At 43.3% G+C, this 21,202-nt stretch carries 18 protein-coding genes; 15 read left to right on the top strand and 3 right to left on the bottom strand.

Annotation, left to right across the window (positions count from 1 at the left end; translation table 11 throughout):
* The first annotated feature begins 184 nt into the window (after nt 1-184).
* Nucleotides 185-5,533: an AAA family ATPase gene (locus QUA25_RS11605; protein WP_333037763.1), complete on the top strand. Its 5,349-nt coding sequence runs from the start codon at nt 185-187 to the stop codon at nt 5,531-5,533.
* A 4-nt stretch (nt 5,534-5,537) separates the two neighbouring features.
* On the opposite strand, the gene QUA25_RS11610 is transcribed toward QUA25_RS11605, so the two are convergent.
* A complete protein-coding gene (locus tag QUA25_RS11610) occupies nt 5,538-6,104 on the bottom strand; it encodes a hypothetical protein (protein ID WP_333037764.1) in 567 nt (188 codons plus the stop codon).
* A 122-nt stretch (nt 6,105-6,226) separates the two neighbouring features.
* On the opposite strand from QUA25_RS11610, the gene QUA25_RS11615 reads away from it, so the two are divergent.
* The 3 genes from QUA25_RS11615 (at nt 6,227) to QUA25_RS11625 (ending at nt 9,309) form a co-directional block, all read left to right on the top strand.
* The gene (locus tag QUA25_RS11615) at nt 6,227-7,240 is read left to right on the top strand and encodes a hypothetical protein (protein WP_333037765.1); all 1,014 of its coding nucleotides are present in this window, start codon (nt 6,227-6,229) and stop codon (nt 7,238-7,240) included.
* A gap of 455 nt (nt 7,241-7,695) precedes the next feature.
* Complete coding sequence (locus tag QUA25_RS11620; protein ID WP_333037766.1) at nt 7,696-8,796, top strand: glycosyl transferase; 1,101 nt, start codon at nt 7,696-7,698, stop codon at nt 8,794-8,796.
* Between the two features lie 96 nt (nt 8,797-8,892).
* The gene (locus QUA25_RS11625) at nt 8,893-9,309 is read left to right on the top strand and encodes a secondary thiamine-phosphate synthase enzyme YjbQ (RefSeq protein ID WP_333037767.1); all 417 of its coding nucleotides are present in this window, start codon (nt 8,893-8,895) and stop codon (nt 9,307-9,309) included.
* Here the strand turns inward: QUA25_RS11625 and QUA25_RS11630 are convergent.
* Nucleotides 9,296-9,811 (bottom strand): heme-binding protein, encoded by a 516-nt coding sequence (locus QUA25_RS11630; protein WP_333037769.1) that lies wholly within the window; start codon nt 9,809-9,811, stop codon nt 9,296-9,298. The two genes, QUA25_RS11625 and QUA25_RS11630, sit on opposite strands and share 14 nt — an antisense overlap.
* Nucleotides 9,812-10,231: 420 nt before the next feature.
* Here QUA25_RS11630 and QUA25_RS11635 point away from each other — a divergent pair, with 420 nt between their 5' ends.
* Nucleotides 10,232-11,434: an EAL domain-containing response regulator gene (locus QUA25_RS11635; protein WP_333037771.1), complete on the top strand. Its 1,203-nt coding sequence runs from the start codon at nt 10,232-10,234 to the stop codon at nt 11,432-11,434.
* A 53-nt stretch (nt 11,435-11,487) separates the two neighbouring features.
* The gene (locus QUA25_RS11640) at nt 11,488-12,333 is read left to right on the top strand and encodes a prohibitin family protein (protein ID WP_333037773.1); all 846 of its coding nucleotides are present in this window, start codon (nt 11,488-11,490) and stop codon (nt 12,331-12,333) included.
* Between the two features lie 136 nt (nt 12,334-12,469).
* Here QUA25_RS11640 and QUA25_RS11645 read toward each other — a convergent pair whose 3' ends face one another.
* Nucleotides 12,470-13,393: a LysR family transcriptional regulator gene (locus QUA25_RS11645; protein ID WP_333037776.1), complete on the bottom strand. Its 924-nt coding sequence runs from the start codon at nt 13,391-13,393 to the stop codon at nt 12,470-12,472.
* A gap of 378 nt (nt 13,394-13,771) precedes the next feature.
* On the opposite strand from QUA25_RS11645, the gene QUA25_RS11650 reads away from it, so the two are divergent.
* From QUA25_RS11650 to QUA25_RS11690, 9 genes are all read left to right on the top strand, one after another.
* Nucleotides 13,772-15,277 (top strand): APC family permease, encoded by a 1,506-nt coding sequence (locus QUA25_RS11650; protein WP_333037778.1) that lies wholly within the window; start codon nt 13,772-13,774, stop codon nt 15,275-15,277.
* 204 nt (nt 15,278-15,481) lie between these two features.
* A complete protein-coding gene (locus QUA25_RS11655) occupies nt 15,482-16,186 on the top strand; it encodes a cadmium resistance transporter (RefSeq protein ID WP_333037779.1) in 705 nt (234 codons plus the stop codon).
* A gap of 20 nt (nt 16,187-16,206) precedes the next feature.
* A complete protein-coding gene (locus QUA25_RS11660; RefSeq protein WP_333037780.1) occupies nt 16,207-16,869 on the top strand; it encodes a cadmium resistance transporter in 663 nt (220 codons plus the stop codon).
* Nucleotides 16,870-17,408: 539 nt separating this feature from the next.
* Nucleotides 17,409-18,074 carry a hypothetical protein gene (locus QUA25_RS11665; protein ID WP_333037781.1) on the top strand — a complete coding sequence of 222 codons (666 nt, stop codon included), beginning with the start codon at nt 17,409-17,411 and terminating at the stop codon, nt 18,072-18,074.
* A 150-nt stretch (nt 18,075-18,224) separates the two neighbouring features.
* Nucleotides 18,225-18,647 carry a DUF202 domain-containing protein gene (locus tag QUA25_RS11670; RefSeq protein ID WP_333037782.1) on the top strand — a complete coding sequence of 141 codons (423 nt, stop codon included), beginning with the start codon at nt 18,225-18,227 and terminating at the stop codon, nt 18,645-18,647.
* Nucleotides 18,648-18,662: 15 nt separating this feature from the next.
* A complete protein-coding gene (locus QUA25_RS11675) occupies nt 18,663-19,109 on the top strand; it encodes a DUF202 domain-containing protein (protein ID WP_333037785.1) in 447 nt (148 codons plus the stop codon).
* 19 nt (nt 19,110-19,128) lie between these two features.
* Nucleotides 19,129-19,365, top strand: coding sequence for a hypothetical protein (locus QUA25_RS11680; protein ID WP_333037787.1), 237 nt, complete (start codon nt 19,129-19,131; stop codon nt 19,363-19,365).
* Between the two features lie 172 nt (nt 19,366-19,537).
* Complete coding sequence (locus tag QUA25_RS11685) at nt 19,538-20,041, top strand: hypothetical protein (RefSeq protein ID WP_333037788.1); 504 nt, start codon at nt 19,538-19,540, stop codon at nt 20,039-20,041.
* Between the two features lie 304 nt (nt 20,042-20,345).
* The gene (locus tag QUA25_RS11690) at nt 20,346-21,140 is read left to right on the top strand and encodes a sulfite exporter TauE/SafE family protein (protein WP_333037791.1); all 795 of its coding nucleotides are present in this window, start codon (nt 20,346-20,348) and stop codon (nt 21,138-21,140) included.
* Nucleotides 21,141-21,202: the final 62 nt, after the last annotated feature.

Here is a 21,202-nt window from a genome sequence, read left to right on the forward strand (position 1 = left end):
TTCTTGTCCGAGTAAATAAAGCTTGATTTTTCTTTGCCTAAGTACATAGTTGAATTAAGCATATAACAGTTGCCCTGTCAAGACTTTTGAAGGTTGAGAGTGGTAGTGCCGTCAGCCAACAGCCAACAGTCAACAGCGAACAGCGAGTAGAATCAGATATATTTTCAACTCTGAGGAGAACTCCATGCAATTTCTCTCGCAATACCAAATCCACTCCACTCTCCACGAAGGTATCGAAACGATTATTTATCGAGGAAAAATCCCCACCCACCAGGATACAACCGTACTCAAAATCCTGAAAGCTGAATATCCCACCCTCGATGCAATTACCCGGATCAAGCACGAGTATCGCATTCGCCAACATTTAGACCATCCGGGCCTAATTAAAGTCATTAGCCTAGAAACCTTTGATAACCGTCTCGGCTTGCTTTTAGAAGACTTTAATGGCGAATCTATCGATCGCCTCATGTCCAGACAAAAGCTCGAAGTCATCACCTGTTTGAGGTTTGGCATCCAACTCATAAAAGCCTTAGAATATCTGCACCTTCAAAAAATTATTCACAAAGATATTAAGCCGAGCAATATCATCATCAACAGCCAAACAGGAATTATTAAACTGACTGATTTCGGGATTGCTTCACGATTGTCCAAAGAAACTCCCCAAATTAATAATCTTAACTCGATAGTCGGTACTTTTGCTTATATGTCTCCCGAACAAACGGGGAGAATGAACCGCACCCTAGACTACCGCACCGACTTTTATTCTCTCGGAATCACTTTATATGAAATGCTGACAGGTCAATTGCCATTTATGAGCAATGACCCTTTAGAAATTGTTTACAGTCACATAGCTTCTCAAGCAATTTTACCGCATCAAATTAATTCAGACATTCCACCATCAATTTCACAAATTGTGATGAAATTGATGGAAAAAAATGCCGAAAATAGATATCAGACAGCAGGCGGATTATTAGCAGATTTAGAAATTTGTTTGCATCAGTTAGAAACTACAGGCAAGATAGTAGATTTTACCCCCGGAAACTTAGATATATTGAGTCAGTTGTTGATTCCTCAAAAATTGTACGGTCGGGAAACACAAGTCAGCGAACTATTGGCAGCATTTGAACGTGTAGCTAATCCTTGCGAGGAAAATTCTTCCCCTTCCCAAATTGAACTGATCCTAGTGTCGGGTTATGCAGGCATAGGCAAATCTGCTGTAGTTAGCGAAATTCAAAAACCCATCACCAGACAGCGGGGCTATTTTATTTCAGGTAAATTTGACCAATTCAAGCGGAATATACCTTACGCATCTTTAATTCAAGCTTTTCAATCTTTGATCCAGCAGTTACTTGCCGAAAATAGCAAAAAATTACAAGATTGGCAACATCAACTTTTAGCCGCACTAGGCGATGCCGGACAAGTAATTATTGACGTGATTCCCGAACTAGAATTGGTAATTGGCAAACAGCCTGCCGTTGCGGAACTTGCCCCCACAGAAGCACAAAACCGCTTTAACAGGCTATTCAAAGAATTTATCCACGTATTCGCGCAAAAAGAGCATCCATTAGTTATATTTATCGATGACTTGCAGTGGTCAGATTCAGCGACATTGAAATTAATGGAATTGCTAGCGACTGACCCAGATAGCAAATATTTATTATTTATTGGAGCCTATCGAGACAATGAAGTTAGCTCTACACATCCTTTAATGCAAACAGTAGAGTACCTTCAAAAAACGGGAATTATTCTCAACAATTTAGTGCTGGAACCTCTTTCTTTAGCCCAGGTTACTGAGTTAATTTCGGAGACATTGAATGAATCAGACAGAATTCAACCTTTAGCGGAGTTAATTTGGAATAAGACTGGTGGGAATCCTTTTTTCTTGACGCAGTTGCTCAACACTCTTTATCAAGAAAAACTTTTGAGATTTGACTTTTCCCGGCTGCTGTCTCCCGGAAGCAGAGGGGAGTGGCAGTGGAACATTGAGGAGATTCACGCTATTGGCATCACAGATAAGAGTGTAGTTGAACTGGTAGCCAGTCGGATTCAACAATTGCCAGAGACTACACAACAAATTTTGAAATTGGCGGCTTGTGTTGGCGACAAATTCACTTTAGATGTTCTATCTACTGTCAATGCAAAATCTCCATCCGTCACGGCGACTGAACTCTGGGATGCTTTGCAAGCAGGGTTAATACTTCCTTTGAATGAGAGTTACCTCATTCCTTTATTTTTAGATGGAGAAGGAGGAGCTAATTTAACTTTCGATTCTTCGGGAATCAGCTATAAATTTTTGCACGATCGCGTCCAGCAAGCTGCATATTCGCTGATTCCTGATGATGAAAAGAAAGTCACTCATCTTAGCATCGGTAAATTGCTGTTTGAAAATACGCCCGCCGATAAAGTAGAAGAAAAAATTTTTGATATTATCAACCAGTTGAATGTAGGAATTGATTGTCTGCTCCTGCAATCAGAAAAAGATGAATTAGCAGGATTAAATTTAATTGCTGGACATAAGGCCAAAGCAGCTAATGCTTACGAACCCGCGGTTAAGTATTTGAATGCGGGAATGTCGTTATTAGCACCTGATAGTTGGGGTCGCAACTATAGCATGACGCTGCGCTTGTATGTAGAGACGCTGGAAGCGGAATATTTAAACACCAACTTTGAGCAAGCAGAAGTTTTGGCAGAAGTGGTTTTGCGATCGGCTAAAAACCAGCTTGACATAGTGAAAGTGTATCAGCTCAAGATCCTATTTTATCAGGCTCAAAGCCAGATGCTAAAAGCTGTTGAAACAGGTCTAGAAGTGCTGGAAATGCTGGGACTAAACCTATTAGACAACGAAACCATTGCAGTGCCAAAATTGCCGCGAATTGAGGAATTAGAAAACCTGCCAGTTATGACAGATCCATATCTACTGGCAGCTATGGAAATCCTGACAGCCCTCTATCCTCCTGCTTATATTGCCAAACCTGAAATTGTGTCCTCCCTCGTCTTGACTATGGTCAATCTTTGTATCGATCATGGTCATTCAGCATTAGCTACTTTTCCCTATACTCTTTATGGAATGATTCTGTGCGGGACAGCAGGCGACATCGAAGCTGGCTACTACGCTGGATTAATTGCTTTAAAACTGCTAGAACAATTTAATGCTAGCCAACAGAAAGCTAAGGTTTATGTAATGTTTAATGCTCATATCAGAATCTGGAAAGAGTCTACGAAAAATACACTTGCTTCCTTTCTCGAAGGAATGAAAGTTGGTGTCGAGACGGGGGATGTAGAATGGGCAATTTATAATTGTAAGCACTATATTACCAATTTATTTTTGGTGGGAGAACCGCTAGAATATGTCGAAGATAAACAAACCGTTTATATGGAGTTTTTGCAAAAAAATAAACACGAATTTGCCATAGGTTATGCTCAAATTTGGCAAGTAACTGCTTCAAGCTTAAGAACCAAAACATCAGAGCAAGTACGATTAGTTAGCGGCAGGTTGGATGAACCTGCTGTGATGTCTCGTTGGCAGAAAGAAAATAATCGAATGTCGCTATTTGCAGCTTATGTTGCTAAATTGATGCTGCTTTATTTATTGAAAGATGATGCTGGGGCTGTTGCCAGCGGTAAATTAGCTGCAGAATACGCAGATGGGGCGATCGGCTTAATCACTGTTGGGGTACACAATTTCTACTATTCGCTGGCCCTCCTCGCTCACTATCTTGAAAGTGACAATCAAGAAGCATACCTAGCTATTGTTAACTCTAATCAGCAAATTATGAAAAAGTGGGCCTGCCATGCACCCATGAATTATCAGCACAAGTATGAGTTAGTTGAAGCTGAGAAAGCTCGACTTTTCAGCGATAAACTTGCAGCCATGGATTATTATGACTTAGCTATTAAAGGAGCGGCTGCTAACGGTTACATCCAAGAAGAAGCATTAGCTTATGAATTAGCTGGAGAGTTTTATCAATCTTTGGATAAAGAGATAATTGCTCGATCTTATCTGACAAAAGCTTATTATGCCTACATCCGCTGGGGAGCTATAGCAAAAGTTAAATACTTAGAATCCCGTTATCCTTATTTAGTCGATCGCAATCAAGGAGCAATATCTAAGAATGTTGATATCATGACTGCTACCACTACTGTTGACAATAGCTTGATGCTGGATTTACCAACTGTTGTCAAAGCATCTCAAGCTGTTTCGAGCGAAATTATCCTCAGCCGTTTGCTAGAGAAACTTGTACAGCTTGTAAAGGAAAACGCAGGCGCTCAAAAAGTATTATTTCTTGCCAAGACAGGTAATCAATTATTTATAGAAGCTGGACTTACAGGTCAGTTTAATGATGTAGCTCTGTTACAATCTCTCCCGATTGCCGAATCCGAGATGCTCCCACTTTCATTGATTAACTATGTAGAAAGAACCCAAAAATACTTGGTTTTAGATGATGCTACCCGATCCGATCAATTCCAATTTGACCCTTATATTGTGGCAAATCAACCCCTATCTATCCTGGTATTGCCAATTATCCATCAAGGCAACCTTACAGGAATTTTTTACTTAGAAAACAATTTAACAAAAGGTGCTTTTACTAGCGACAGGTTAGAAATTTTGGGAATCCTGTCTGCACAAGCAGCTATTTCTCTAGAAAATGCTCGTTTTTATAATATTCTGGAAACGCGAGTAGCCCAAAGAACTGAGAATTTGCATAGTGCACTGGAAGAACTTCGCCACACTCAAGTGCAGCTAATTCAAAGTGAAAAAATGTCCAGTTTAGGTCAAGTGGTCGGGGGAATTGCTCACGAAATTAATAACCCGATTAACTTTATTTATGGAAATTTATATTACACCAACGAATACGCTGAGAACTTACTAAATCTACTACGTTTATACCAAAATAATTACCCCAATCCCGTACCACAAATAGTAAATGAAATAGAGCAAATAGATTTAGATTTTTTAATGAATGATTTCACTAAAATGATAGATTCAATGAGAGTGGGCGCTGCGAGGGTTCGCGATATTGTGCTGTCGCTGCGAAACTTTTCTCGGTTAGATGAATCTGATAGAAAATGGGTTAATATTCACGAAGGTATCGACAGCACGTTGATGATTTTGGAACACAAATTAATTGATATTCAAGTGATCAAGGAGTACGACAATTTGCCTTTAGTGAACTGCTATCCTGGAGAAATTAATCAGGTATTTATGAATGTCCTGACCAATGCGATTGATGCTTTTTCTCGCGAAAGAGGGAGTGAAGTTGACTCGAAACAGACTCCGACAATTCAGATTTGCACTGAAGTCGCGGAAGGAAATCAAATAGCGATTCGCATTGTTGATAATGGTGTGGGGATGAATTCGGAGGTGCTGGGTAAATTATTCGATCCGTTTTTTACTACTAAACCGATAGGTAAGGGGACTGGTTTGGGATTGTCTATCAGTTATCAAATTGTGGTAGAACAACATGGAGGAAAGTTAATTTGCAAGTCGGAACCTGGAGAGGGCAGCGAGTTTACTATACTGCTGCCGTATTGATCAATTAAAGCCATCGTGAAAGCAACTGTTCAATTACTTTCACAAAGCCGATCGCAATTTGAATCAACGGCCAACCCACAAAACAAATTAACACCGCCCAGCGAGTTTGAATATCCAAACCTTGGCGAACCGCCACAATTACAGCTAGCAAACTCCACACAGCTAATATCCGCTCTATTCCTTCTCCCAGCAAGGGAATTAAAGTTAAAAAATTCAGCACTTGGGGCGCGTAAGCAAAGCCGATCGGCACCAACAACTCCCCATAAGTTACGTGCCCCTGCTTCAGCCACTCTCCGATTTTAAAGATAGTGAAAGTCCAAAAATAATAACCCCCCGCAACTGCCAAACCATCTATCCAAAGTGCTAAAAATAAAACTGATAGCTCAGTTCGATTAATTAACAAGATGACGGCGCTGCCCAAAACGCGGGACAGCGCAGCTAAAATTACAATTGTTAAAGCTATTCGCTTAGTTCTGCGAGTGTAGGGAGTTTTTTCGTAAAAATTGCCGTTCAAAGAAAGTGCGTTCCAAAGCGTTGCCCCCAAACCTGCAATTGAATCTTCTCCCTTCACGTGGAACTCCTGCTCCTCAAGATAGTTGACAATTTTTACAAAATAAGGTCTAATACAGCAGAATCACCGACCTATTTCTAGGTAATTAAGTAATTAATTGGCATTCTACCAGATTTTATTAAATGCTAAGATTGATTTTACGGATACTTGCATGGCTGCGCGGGGGAAGTTTAAATTTGTTGCTCATCGCAGGTGTAATCCTGATAATTTGGGGCATTCTTTCGCCGGTGGGGACTGTTATATGGTGGCTGAATCAAAGTGCCGAAACTTTGGGTCTCAAGAAAAACCCGCCGGAGATATTACCCTCAAACAAGGGCAATTTAGAAGCCCGCAAGTCTTCGCAACTCAATTGTTATATCATCTTTTTACCGGGAGTTGGGGATTTTTCGGGGGACGAATTAACCCCTGGCGAAGAGTTCTTTCTCAAGCGTTTAGTTAAAACTCACCCGCAGTGCGTAGCAGTGGGCGATGTTTTTCCTTATTCAGCGTCTAACAAAAGTTTAGGAGGAGAGCGATGGCTAGCTCCTTTTTGGCGGTTTGCAGAACAGGCAAAAAAAGGGCCGATTGCGGGGAATATCTTCATTAAAATTCGCAATCTCTGGAGGTTTGCAATTTCTCTAGATTATCGCTACGGCTTTGCATACAATCAGGGAATGGCTAATGCAATTATTGATCGCATGAATGCTCAATCTCCCATTTCAGTTAATTCTCAAAAACCTTTGAAAGTTATTTTAATTGGCACTAGCGGCGGCGCACAAGTTGCTTTGGGTGCTACTCGCTATCTTAAAGAATGGCTGAAGGCAGAAATTACCGTTGTTTCGGTTGGGGGCGTGTTTTCGGGAGAAAATGGTTTTGCAGAAGCCGATCGCATTTTCCACTTTCGCGGCACTCGCGATTCAATTGAGGATATTGGCGGCATAGTTTTTCCGAGTCGCTGGTACTGGTACGCGACTTCTCCTTTCAACCAAGCTCGTTTGCAAGGCCGCTATGCAGAAGCTTTGAGTGGCCCTCACAAGCACGACGGCGATGATGGATATTTTGGGGAAAATCTGGCGACTGAGGGTCAAAAGTATGTAGATATAACGCTGAACAAGATTAATCAATTGCCTGTTTGGTCTGAGGGCGCGTCCGATTGATCAGTTCTTGCCTATTCGATGCCTGTACAATTATAATTAAGTTAGGAGGAAAATTTTTAGTTTTAATTTATTCACAAAGAGAGGACTGGCGTTCATCATTAAAAACTAATTTTATTATAGTCACTAATAATAAAAATATTCGGGGCCGTTGCTCTGAGCAACGCCAGGAATATATAGCAATCCTTGCAGGAGTCGTAAATTTTTTACCCCACCCCAACCCTCCCCTTATCAAGGGGAGGGAGTAAGAAATTCACAAATGATTTAGGATAGCTATACAAGTTAAATACACAACCGCTTAGTCATTAGTCATTAGTTATTAATTGTGTCATTGTTCGTTGTGCGTCGCTTGAAGCTTGGCCTTGTTGGCTTCCAGTCTCTACCTCCAATTCCCGATGCCCGATGCCCGATCCCCGATGCCCAATTCCCAATTCCCAATTCCCAATTCCCAATTATAAATGTCTCGACCAACATTATATATTGCCATCACCAATCACGGATTCGGCCACGCTGTCCGAGTTGCTTCCGTAGCTGCAAAAATTCAAGAATTAAATCCAGATATCTTACTAATTATCACAACAACAGCACCTCGCTGGCTGCTAGAATGTTATATTGGTGGCGACTTTATCCACCGTCCCCGCGCTTTTGATGTGGGTGTGGTGCAAGCTGACAGTTTGAATATGGATAAAGACGCAACGCTGGAAAAATTACGGGAAATTCGGAAAAAGCAAAATTCCCTAATTGCGGGCGAAGTTAATTTTATCAAGCAAAATCGGGTGGGTTTGGTGCTGGCAGACATTCCTCCTTTGGCAACGCGAATGGCGGCAGCGGCTGGGGTTCCTTGCTGGATGATGAGCAATTTCGGGTGGGATTTTATCTATCGCGAGTGGGGCGGGGAATTTGTAGAAATGGCAGATTGGATTGGTGAATGTTTCGGAATGTCCGATCGGCTTTTTCGTCTTCCATTACACGAACCGATGGCAGCTTTCCCAAATATTCAAGATGTGGGCTTGACTGGCGGCAATCCTCGCTACAGTAACGAAAAAATTCGGGAAGTATTCGGCATCGAAACACCGCTGGAAAAAACTGTATTGTTGACTTTCGGCGGATTGGGTTTAGAAGAAATTCCTTATCAAAATTTACAGCTATTTAGCGACTGGCAATTTATTACTTTTGATGCGGGAGCTCCCGATTTGCCGAATTTGATTTATGTCAAAAATCAGGAGTTTGCACAATATTTCCCGATTTTACCGCGTCCGGTTGATATTATGCCTGTGTGTGGGCGCTTAGTTTCTAAACCGGGATACAGCACTTTTGCGGAAGCTTTGCGCTTGGAAATACCTGTTATTTCTATAATGAGAGAAGGTTTTGCAGAAGCTGCGGTGTTGCTTGAAGGGATTCAAAATTATGCGGAACATCAAATCTTGACGGAGACGGAATTTTTTGAGGGGGAGTGGGAGTTTTTGCGACAACCGCTGCATCCGCCCTGTTTGTCGGATAAATTGGATAAAAATGGTACGGAGGCGATCGCCCAAGCTGTTGTAGACTATTTTTCATAAGTGCGATTAGAAATCGCTCTTACACAAACAAAGTCTACCTCCGCCGAAATAAGACTTTTGCATCAGTCTCATCCAAAATCTAAAATCTAAAATCGAATGAATCACTATCAACAGATACTCAAGATTCAAACTACAGGGAAATCTCTGTGCAAAATCACTCCTAAGATAGAAGATGTGGTGGCGAATTCAGGTGTTAAAACCGGACTTTGTAGTTTATTTTTGCGCCATACTTCTGCTAGTTTGGTGATTCAAGAAAATGCTGACCCGGATGTACTTAAGGATTTGGCTAACTTTTTGGCTAAACTGGTACCGGAGGGCGATCGCTACATTCACGATGCGGAAGGCCCAGACGATATGCCGGCGCACATTCGCACTGCGCTGACTCATACTTCTGAACAAATCCCGATCGATCGCGGCAGGTTGCTGTTAGGAACTTGGCAGGGAATTTACCTGTGGGAACATCGCCAGCGGGGTCACATTCGCGAATTAGTTGTTCACGTCAGCGGCACTTGATCGGAATTTGTACCTCGCTGATTTTAGTTGCTTCCGGCGTCATCGGGGAATTGTAAAAAAAGCGGCGCGGTGGCCCGACTATTTCGTATTCAGGATGTTCTTGAAGCCAATCTTTGAGTTTCTGGAGGTTATTTTCGTAGCTTTCCCAAGTGTAGGCCCCGCGCACGCCGATGCTGACAACTGTCATCGGAGAAGTATCTGTGACTTCTACAGCGGAGTTAACGCTGCTGGGGGCGATATTTGGTGCGGGATAGAGGAACGAAACTTCTGCTTGGGGAACTGCATCGATTTGCCCGGAAGTTTCCGTGTAGCGCGCTTCTACTGGCGTTGTCATCGCTATTTGGTTGTTGCTGATGTGTTGAAATAAGGGATTGAAGGCGATGCCAGTTGCTTGTCGCAAATCGCCCGCGTGGGTGTAGGTGACAGCGCGGTAGTGAGGATATTGCTTAACTTCTATGACCCCAATCTGTGCGGGTTCAGGGAATCCAGTAGGTAATACCATTTGAGATTTAAAAGTTTAGATTTTACATTGAAGAATGGGGAAGACTGACTCCGCAAGGGTTTGGAACTTGCTTGCAGTTGCATTATTTTTGGCAACTGGTATAAATAGGCTGAGATTGTTTGCAGACAATCGTTCAGGTGGCACAATTAGTTTAGCAGTTATTTAAGGCGCTGCTAACTATCGATCGCCTAGAATTAGTTGAGAGATTATTAATTAACCTCGTAATAATACGGACGGCACTGAGTAACCAGAGAAACATTAATCTAGTTGTGCTTGAAAAATTAGCGTTTTTCCGGTGTTTGCTATTTGTGTCGGAAAATATTCCGCTGTTGGGCCCATCGAGCTGTGCGTTCTCAGTTATTGGGACGCTTATCGCGTTCAGTAACGCCTATCAATTATATCGCTTTCAGGGAATGACGTATGAAAAAGATTCTAGTGATTGAGGACGAGCAAGTAATTCGCGAGAATATTCTCAAACTCCTCAAAGCTGAAGGTTTCGACGTGAGGGGTGCAGAAAATGGAGCACAAGGTTTATATGCGGCAGTGTCAAATGTTCCCGACGTGATTATTTGCGACGTGATGATGCCAGAACTTGACGGGTATGGGGTGCTGATGGCCTTGCGATCTAATCCTGTTACTGCTACAGTGCCTTTTGTTTTTCTCACCGGTAGAGCCGATCGCTCTGAAATGCGACAAGGTATGGAATTGGGAGCAGATGATTACCTGACTAAACCTTTTAGTAAAGCTGAACTGGTGGGCGCGGTATCGAGCCGTTTGAAAAAACAAGAAGCTGTCGCAGAACAGTACAATACTTTGCGATCGCAAAGCAGCGAATTTATCCAAAATACTGCCGACAAATTAGAGCAGATAAGAACCCGTTTGTGCAACGCACTGGAACGAGAAGAATTCCAAGTTTACTATCAGCCGCAAGTCAATGTCCAGACAGGTAAGATTATGAGCGCAGAAGCTTTACTGCGCTGGGTACATCCAGAAAAAGGGCTAATTTCGCCTGCAGAATTTATTCCCCATGCCGAAGAAACTGGCTTCATTGTAGAGTTAGGCGAGTGGGTTTTGCAGACAGCCTGCCAGCAAATGCAAGTTTGGCAAAATGCTGGTTTTCCGCTCCGAATAGCTGTGAATCTGTCGCCGCGCCAATTTCACCAACCGGATCTCAGCAGCAGAGTTGCCCAAATTTTAGCAGAAACTGGTTTGGAACCGAGCAGTTTGGAATTAGAGCTGACAGAAAGTTTGATGGTAGAAGATGCCGAAAGTGCGATCGCGACTTTGCAACACTTGAAAAATTTGGGAGTTTGTATATCTCTTGACGATTTCGGAACTGGGTATTCTTCTTTAAGCTATCTGACGCAATACCCTTTCGATACTTTAAAAATAGACCGCTGTTTTATCAGCAATATCACCGATGGTTGCACAAATGCAGCGATTGTGAAAGCTATTATTGAAATGGCGCACAGTCTCTGTCTTGAGGTAATTGCCGAAGGAGTTGAAACAGAAACCGAAAAAGATTTTCTCTGGCGCTATAAGTGCGATATAATGCAAGGATATTTGTTTAGTCCTCCTTTGGCAGCAGCGGATTTTGAACAGTTGTTGATGGCCGGAAAATAGAATACCTATTAAGTCAATATTGAGCAGACAATTAAGTGCGATCGGGGTGAAACATGGTTTTAGAATCCAGCAGTAACGTTGACACACTCAAACCAAGCAATAAAAAAAATAATGATGTTTACATAGCTGTTAAACTAGGTCTATTGATAGTTTTTTTAGCTATTTTGTCCAAATTTTTTGTCATTGTCAACGCTGGAGAACGGGGCGTGGTGATGCAGTTTGGTAAAGTGCAAGAACAGGTACTCGGAGAAGGAATTCACGTAATAGTCCCCACAGTTTATAGTGTAAAAAAGTTGAGCGTCAGGGTGCAAAAACAGGAAAGTTCCGCTGAAGCCTCCTCAAAAGATTTGCAAAATGTTTTCACGGATGTAGCGCTAAATTGGCATATTATCCCAGAAGAAGCAAATGCTATTTTTCAACAAATAGGTGACGAGAAGGAAGTCGTTGCTCGCATTATAGATCCGGCGGTTGAAGAAGTATTAAAAGCAGTGATGGCAAAATACACGGCTGAAGAAATTATTACTAAACGGGGAGAAGTTAAAGCCGCAGTCGATGATTCTTTGACCTTGAGGCTGGTTACATATCACATTGCCGTTGACGATATTTCTTTAGTACACGTTCACTTTTCGGAGCGGTTTAGCGAGGCCGTGGAGGCGAAACAAATTGCCGAACAGGAGGCAAAAACAGGGGAGTTTTTAGCGCTGAAGGCAGTAAAACAGGCCGAGGCTAAGGTGAATTTAGCCAAGGGAGAAGCCGAAGTGCAAAGGTTGCTGCGGGACAATTTGACTCCGGAACTTTTGGAAAGGCAGGCTATAGAAAAATGGGATGGGAAATTGCCGCTGATTGTTGGTGATGGGGGTAAAAATTTATTGGATTTGAGGAAATTGGTTGAGAGATAATTATACTCCTGGACGCACGATTGGGGAGAAACCGGGTTTTTTACAAAAATACACGGCGTTTAGCTTTTTATGTTGGTAAAAAAACTGGTTTCTTGAGTATTGGTGCGTAAGCGATCGATTAGCAATTACCAGCACCTTAAGTTAATATCTGTTCAAAAGCTTTAGTAATTGCAGTTTGAAAACGCTGTCTGTGCTTCAGTTTTAAAACTGGTTTAATTATTTCAAAACATACATTAGAACTTGGTTGGCTATCTATAATTTTAATCGCTCGCAGTGTAGATAGCTGCAATTCTTTTTTTACCATCAATTCAGGAATAGCGGCTGCACCTGTGCCACTTTCCACCACTGCTTTTACCATTTCACTGCTATTCAAAACTAAAGTTACATTCAATTCATTGGGATTAATGCCCCAACTTTGCAAAGCTTGTTCCAACATTTGCTGAACTCCAGAACCAGCTTCTCGCATCACCCAATCCGTTTCCGCAATTTCCGCTAAACTCACATCTGCACGTTCAAACCAAGGGTGAGATTTGCCAACTACAATCAGCAAGCGTTCGCTGCCTACAACTTCTTCTTCCAGAGTGATCTTAAGCGAAGCTTTGATGTCTCCCGTCACTAAACCCAAATCAAATGTTCCTGTCGCCGTCCCCGCACAAATTTCTTCGGCATTTGCCAAAGTACAATTCACGCAAATACCAGGATATTTTTGCTTGAACTTGCTAAGTTTATCAGGCAACCAATAATTGCCAATGGTCAGACTGCAACCCAAGTTTAATTCGCCTCGCTGCAAGTCATTCAACTCCCGCAAACCTCTCTCAGTCAAAGCAACTTGGTCGAGAATTTTCTGAGTTTCAACTTGTAGCAACTTCCCAGCATCTGTGATTTCGATCCGGCGGCCGATGCGGTGAAATAGTTTTACTCCGTATTGCGCTTCTAAGCTTTGGATTGTCGCGCTGACAGCGGGTTGGGTGATGTAAAGTTCCTCGGCTGCGCGGCTGAAGTGCAGGTGTTCCGCGACAGCTAGAAAAACTCGCAGTTGGTCAAGTGTCATTCCGGCCATGCTGAGTACCCTTTTACTAAATACAGTTATTTTTTGAGACTAAAATCTATTGCGGCTAAGCTTTGACCTGAACTTGTCCACTATCTTGTACAGGTTGGAATTACCAAGAAAGTACGGTTGCCAGCCGCTATTTGAAGTTTCCTTTTAACCTCAAGGGTTGGATCTGGTGGCGATAGATACGTCTCGTCTTCCAACAGTTTTTTGGCCACGGCACTGCATCACTTGTATTTATTAATTCGATAAAAAACAACATTTGATTCTACCCCTCAAGAGCCTTAAGCTGATACTTAAGCTTCTAACGCAGGGCCCCATGCTGAAGCAGCACCGACAAGTTTAAGCCGATCGCCAAAAGTCGATCGACAAAAAGAGAGAAGATAAATGACTAAGAAAACGCCAAAAAATCACAGTCCCCACGGCTTAAAGCCGGACTGCCTCTCCTTCGGGGAGGTTTTAGCTCAATCCTTTGCCGTCATTGCACCTACAACTATACCCGCATCTAATCTAGGGTTAATTGTAGCTCTTTCGGGTAACGGGACTTGGCTGAGCTTTCTCATCGGCTTGATAGGCCTAGTATTTGTCAGCATCAATATCAACCAATTTGCGAGTCGATCGGCTTCTGCAGGTTCTCTTTATTCTTATATTGTTAAAGGACTAGGCCCGACTGCCGGCGTAATTTGCGGCTGGAGTTTGGTACTGGCTTATCTATTTACTGCGATGTCCGTTTTGTGTGGTTTTGCTAACTTTACGGGTACTTTCATCGGTCATTTAGGCATCCATCCGTCACCGATTACGCTGTTAGCGATCGGGGCCGGCGTTGCTTGGTATGCAGGTTATAAAGATATCCAGCTTTCAGCTATGGCGATGCTGTGGCTGGAGGGGGTATCAGTGGGAGCGATTTTTATTTTGGGAATGATCATCTGGGCGCACAAAGGTTTTGCCCTGGATATGTCCCAATTAACTTTGGAAGGCGTAACTCCGGGGAACATAGCGACGGGACTTGTCTTAGTAATGTTTGGTTTCTCTGGTTTTGAAAGTGCTACATCTCTGGGCGACGAAGCGAAAAAACCCTTAAAAAATATCCCCAGGGCTGTCATGGGCAGTGCTGTCATGGCAGGCTTATTCTTCGTTCTGATGACCTATATTGAGGTTTTGGGTTTTAGCGGGACTGGAGTTTCTATTACTAATAGTGAAGAACCTCTGACTTTTCTATCGCAACAAGTCGGCATGGGCTGGCTGGGAGAGTTAGTGGCTTTAGGCGCTTTATTTAGCTTTTTTGCTTGCGTGCTCGGCAGCATCAATCCAGCGGCGAGAGTGTTTTTTATGATGGCGCGGCACGGTTTGTTTCACTCTTCATTAGGTGTAGCGCATTCATCTAATAGAACTCCCCACGTTGCAGTAACAATGTGTACATTTATGACATTTTTGGTGCCTGCTGTGATGTCTATGTTTAACATCAAACTGTTTGATTGTATGGGTTATTTGGGGGCAATTTGCAGCTACGGATTTTTAACGGTATACATCTTGATTTCGATCGCGGCTCCGGTTTACCTGCACAAAATTCGTAAATTGCGCCTGCAGGATGTAGCGTTCTCGGTGGCGGCGATCGCATTTATGATGATTCCGATTGCGGGAAGTGTGGGCATTCCAGGCAGCACTATGTTCCCAGTTCCCGAAGCTCCTTACGATGCGTTTCCTTACTTGTTCTTGATCTACTTGGTGCTTACTTGCGGGTGGTTTTTCTTGCAGCGGCGGCGCTATCCTGGACTGACGGGATCGATGCAGCAGGGTATTGACGCAATTCATGCCAAGTTCGAGGAAGAAAATGCAATTTACGGCGGTGTTCGATTGAAAGCAGTATCGATCGACAATCAAGGCTTTGATTAGTTGCAAGGCGGTGTTTATAGATGTTAATTTAGCCGCCAAGACCGCCAGGGAATTAATTCCCTGGCTAATAGCAAAAGTCCTCTGAAGAGGACTAATAATTTCTTCAGTCCTCTTCAGAGGACTTGAGCTTTGAGGCGGGGGTTTTAACCCCTGCCGGACTGCGGGAGCAACCGCAAAGACCGCTGAAATTAAGGAGACACAGAAATGAACGAATTACTAACAGCAATTTCTACGGCAATGACAGCTTTTACAGCTACGAATCTAGACGATATTCTGATTCTGCTGCTGTTTTTCTCGCAGGTGAATGCAGTATTTCGGCGCAGGCATATCGTCTTCGGTCAGTTTCTGGGCTTTACTGCACTGGTTTTGGTTAGCCTTCCGGGTTTTTTTGGTCGCTTAATCTTTCCGCCAGATTGGATCGGAATGCTCGGTTTGCTGCCAATTGCGATCGGGCTTAGCCGCTTGTTGAATCCAGAAACTGACGATTCGGAAGCTGAGGCAGAATTAGAGCAATCTGAAAAATCTTTTTTTAGCAGTTTTCTGTCTCCTCAAACTTACAGCGTAGCAGCGGTGACGGTGGCAAATGGGGGCGACAATATCGGGATATATGTGCCGCTTTTTGCTAGCAATACTTTAGAAAGTTTGGCGGTAGTTCTCACTGTATTCTTCGGGATGGTGGGCGTTTGGTGCTACGCTGCTTATCGGTTAATTCAGATGCGGGCGATCGCGGATACTTTGACTCGCTACGGCAATCAATTAGTACCTTTTGTTTTAATCGGATTGGGAATGGCGATTCTGGTTAAAAGTGGCACTCTGGCAAGCCCAACTTTAAGTATAATATCTTTAGTTGGTTGCGCTTTCTGTTTGATAACTATGAGCAGAAGTAACGCCAGCGAAACGGAAGTTTAGAAAAATTGCAGGGACAGCACATGAATTGGATTGCAGCAGCGATTATTGCCGGAATTACATCTTTTGCCGCAACCAATATAGACGATATGGTGCTTTCGATGCTGTTCTTTGCCCAGGTAAATGATACTTTCCGCCCCCGGCATATCTTTGTCGGTAAGTACCTCGGATTTGCAGCACTTATCGCTGCTAGTTTGCCCGGTTTTTTTGGCGGTTTAATTGTGCCGAAAGCTTGGATTGGCTTGCTGGGTTTGCTTCCGATCGCGATCGGCATCAGTCACTTAGTCAAGCCAGAAAATGAGGAAAATGACGTACAAGCAGTATCGGGCGAATTTAACCGTCAATCCAACTCATCTGCTGTGTCAAAACTCGCCAATCTTTTCAATCCCCAAACTTTGAATGTGGCTGCGGTAACAGTGGCCAACGGGGGTGACAACATCGGTATTTATTTGCCGCTGTTTGCTAGCAGCGATTTGCCGAGCTTGGTGGTGATTTTGGCGGTTTTCTCGGTGATGGTAGGTGTTTGGTCTTATGTCGCGTACCGATTAACTCGCCAAAGGGCGATCGCCCCTATTTTGACGCGCTATACCAAGGCTGTTGTCCCTTTTGTCTTGATTGGTTTGGGAATATTCATTCTGATTGAAAGCGGTACTTATCGCCTGCTCCCGGCATTTCAATTTAACTAAGAATTAGCCTCGGTTTCGCTACTTACATCCCTCTAGAGGTAGATAATTTTTCCGAACTTCATAAGTTCTAACTCATCATTTTTACCTTGCCAATTGTTGGCTTAAAATCGTGTCTAAATTACTTGCCATATATCACCCAGTATGCTAAGTTAATAATGAACTAATTGACCGAGCTAAAAGCAGCTTCAAACTAATTTAGCCTGGAATTTTGACTAAAGTTCAAGCAATCTTGTGAGCTAGCAAATTGCCAGACTTAGGCAAGAATATACCTTTCATTTCAATAATACTGTAGTGGTGAATCCAACTCAGCTAAAAACTTGAGGAGTAATCCTTAAAATATCGCCAGAACACTTCGCCACTACCCCACGCCGCTCGAATTTGACAAGAGGTCTAATCCTAAAAAACCCGATTTTTCGATTCTGCCAAATTTGGTTTTTCAGGCAAACCAGTTAAAGATAGTTCGTTTTTGCCTAAGTCTTAAAATAGCAAGCAAACAGAAAGTTGGAAAAAACCTGACAATCTAGAAAAGGAGAAAAATTGTGAAAATCTTCAAATTTGTTTTAGTGCTCTTGGTAATGGTCGCCAATTTAGTATTCGTTCCCCCGTCCTGGGCCGACGCTCCAAAAACGCCGAGATATGCGAGCAATCCCGACTACATAGAGGTGACTCAAGCTTTGAACACTCTCAAGGCAGCCAAAGACGCACCCGATACCGCCCAGAATTATACCCCTGAGCAACTTCAGCAAAAAATCTCTCAATTGGAGTTTCAAAAATACACTTTAGAAACTGGAAAGCCTTGGGGTCAGTGCCGCAACGAGACAGGAAAAACCCTGGCTGTCTACGGGCCGAAACGCAAAAAAGCCGCTTCTTCTACTTACGAGAATGCCCTTTATTTTCTAGCTGACGGCCAAACAACTGAACATAAATGGGATTGCGATGGAATTTATCTACCCAGCGATATCAAAGCAACCGATTTAAGAACGACCGATCAACCTTCAGAAGAATTGACTGGCGGTCTAGCTGTTAAGATAGTTGACGGAACTCAAGTTGTAGCGAGAGCTAATCCCGATACGGGGGCTGTAGAATTCAACGTTCCTACTGCTAAGGTTTTCCAGCCTGGGGATGCGAATTGGTTTGTTCCTGATGTGACTCAGGCGTACATAGATACGCAAGTTCCCAACGCACCTACTGAGGAAAATGATTAGGTTTGGTGAAGTTGTAATGCGATCGGCTGTTTAAAGCCCGTTGCAACGCAAGAACCGCCGGGGAGGGGAGCGCTCCCCGGCGGATAATCGTCCCAGAGAAAATATATCGGTTTACCTTCTTATTTCCCGTTAAAATTAAAAGGTTGATCTATGCTATTAAATTGGAAATCCACAAAAGTAAATACAGAAAAGACTAGGCGACCAAATCCGTCGCGGGTGCGGGATCACTTGGCAAACGAGCGTACTTATTTAGCATGGATGCGGACAGCAATATCGCTGATGGGTTTTGGCGTAGTTATCGTGCGCCTTCGCACCTTTCATCCCCCTCTACTCCCAACTCCCGGCAATGGCTGGAAGTTGGGTTTGCTTTTTTCAGCAGTGGGTTTGCTGACGGTGTTATTCTCAACTAAGCACTACTTTGGCGTCCGTCACGATATCGATTACGATACTTATGAACCTACCGATCGCTGGGTAATTCTGTTCAGCCTCGCGATCGCCATCCTAGGGGCTGGGGTAATTTATTATATGTTCACCGTTCCTTCTAGCTCATTTGGTTTGATGGCACCTGAATAATGGTGGCGGTTTAATATGAATATTAAAGAGTTCGACCGCGTGCAATTATCGTTCAAACCGATGCAAGTAGATGATGAGAAACCAAAGCAGCAAAATCTGTCGCGGGCGATCGATCGATCGGCAAATGAGCGCACCTTCTTAGCCTGGATGCGGGCCGCGATCGCCCTCATGGCTTTTGGCGTCGTCATCATCCGACTTCGCGTCGTGCAAATGCCCGTAGATTACCGTCAGGCGATTGGGTGGAAGTTGGGTTTAATCTTCTCTCTAATAGGTTGGGTGACAGTCTTAATCTCAACTAAGCATTACTTCACCGTTCGCCACCAAATTGACCACGATACCTACAATCCCCCAGACGCCATGGTTTTATTTTTCAGTTTCGCTGTGGGCTTATTGGGAATTGGAGTAATTTATTCGATTTTGGCAATCGCCCTGAGCCCAAGTAGTTCTGTTATACCCGATTGATTGTCAACAGGAGTTAATTATGAACAGCGATACAGTTGCCACGATCGCTTCCATTCTCATCTTAGGTGCTGCTATCTGGGCAGCATTCGTAGTGCTGGAGACTGTCGCGAAAATAGTCCCTAAATTGCTGGGCGTGACAGTCGCGATCGGGCTTTTGCTCGTTTACCTGCAATATTACTGGGGCATCGATACTGCATATCTTTGGCAAACTGTCAAGCATTTGCCTGAAGCTTTCAATTTCTCGATCGGCGCTTAAATCATCACCAGCCAGCATTCTCAACAACCTCTCCCGGATAGATATTTTTGTACCGGGAAAAAACTAGATTTAGCCGATCGCCCCGGAAATACGGTAACTTTATCGACTTACTAGACATAACTGATTTGGGCTGTTAAACTACGGTAAGTCGATCGAGTAATGAGCTATTAACGTGGAAAACGCTAAAAAAGTCATTGAAGAGTACCAGCTTGCAGGACAACTGACCCAACAGTTGCCAGAAGCTAAGGGCTTTAACGAAGTCTGGTTTAAAAAGATCCGAGGCGGGTTGCTTCTGGCAATTGGATATTTGCTATCACCCCTGTGTTGGTGGAACGACATATTTTTCAATCTGCCAATTGCCTACGCCTTTGGGTATATCTGTAGTTGGCTTTCCGCAGATTTACTGTTTCCTTGCACAATAGTCGGCTACTGGCTTTCCAATATTGTGGGAATTCTGTTGATGCAGCTAGGAACTTTAGATGTTTTTACAGAAAAACCCAAGGACAAAAACCTCAAAAAAGAGTTATTGACGGGTTTAGTATCATCAACCGCCTTCACTCTTGTCATTGTGGCATTGATTCATTTTAATGTTCTCGAAACTCCCGATTTCTTTGCCGGCCAGCAGTCGGTTAACCTCAGCTCTGCTTTACCTGTGACGCTCGTCACTTCAAGGTAGAACGCCGAATATAAACCCCATAAATGAATCCAGGGTTTTTCATCAGTTACACAGGTACATATAAGAAAATCAGGGAGCTTTTACACTACAATTTTTGTAGTTGGATTGATTTGCATTTACTTACTTTTACCAAGTTTTTTGTAGCTTAAGAGACGGTAAATCTCAAGCGTTGAAAAGCAAAACTCCTGGCAACGCATATTGAAATGCAAGTGATATTTAGCCTGTGTAGCTGTGTTGTTCTAGCCGCCCAAGTTATCTATTTGTTGGTGGGCAGCGCTTAAATACACAGTTTTTGGGCATAACCGTGAACTACTTATTACTATCGTTTCTCAGCTTTTTTGTGGGCATTATCGTTGGTTTGACCGGAGTTGGCGGAGCCTCGCTCATCACCCCAATGTTAATTTTTGTTTTCCAAATTCCAGCATCAATTGCTATTAGTTCGGATGTGGTAGCTGCTACACTGATGAAAGTTGTTGGTGGCTTCAAACACTGGCAGCAAAAGACCCTTGACTTGCAAATAGTTAAGTGGCTGGCTTTGGGCAGCGTACCCGGTTCGCTGACTGGCGTGTGGATTTTACACTGCATCAAATCCAGCGGCAGTCAGGACTTAGACAGCATATTGCTGCGTGTTCTTGGAGTAGGGATCGCCCTAATTGTCGCTTTATCGCTGACCCAATTAGTGGTCAAAACATTTTTCCCTAAGTTTAAATTGCCTGCGACCCCAAAATGGGACTTAAATACTAATTATGGCCGTATTTGTACTGTGAGTGCGGCAGCAATTTTAGGCTGCATAGTGGGAATCACTAGCGTGTCTTCCGGTTCGATGTTTGCACTGTTGCTGATTGCTTTTTTCCGCCTGGATACTTCTAAATTGGTGGGTACAGATATTTCCCAGGCCGCAATTTTGTTGATGTTTACATCTCTGGGACACCTCAGCCTCGGAACAGTAGACTGGAGTTTAGTATTGCCAATTTGGTTGGGTTCGGTGCCGGGAGTTTTGGTAGGTGCTAAATTCTGCCAAATTATGCCTCAACGCCCGCTAAAGTTTGTTATTTACGGAATGTTGGCGATGGCTAGTTGGAAGTTGTATCAAGTCTGAAAAGTAGGGTAAGGTCAGCAGTATTGCGGTCAACAAATATGGGCTTTCGGTGCAGTCCGGCA

This window comes from Microcoleus sp. Pol17C6, from assembly GCF_036701145.1.
GTDB lineage: Bacteria > Cyanobacteriota > Cyanobacteriia > Cyanobacteriales > Microcoleaceae > Microcoleus.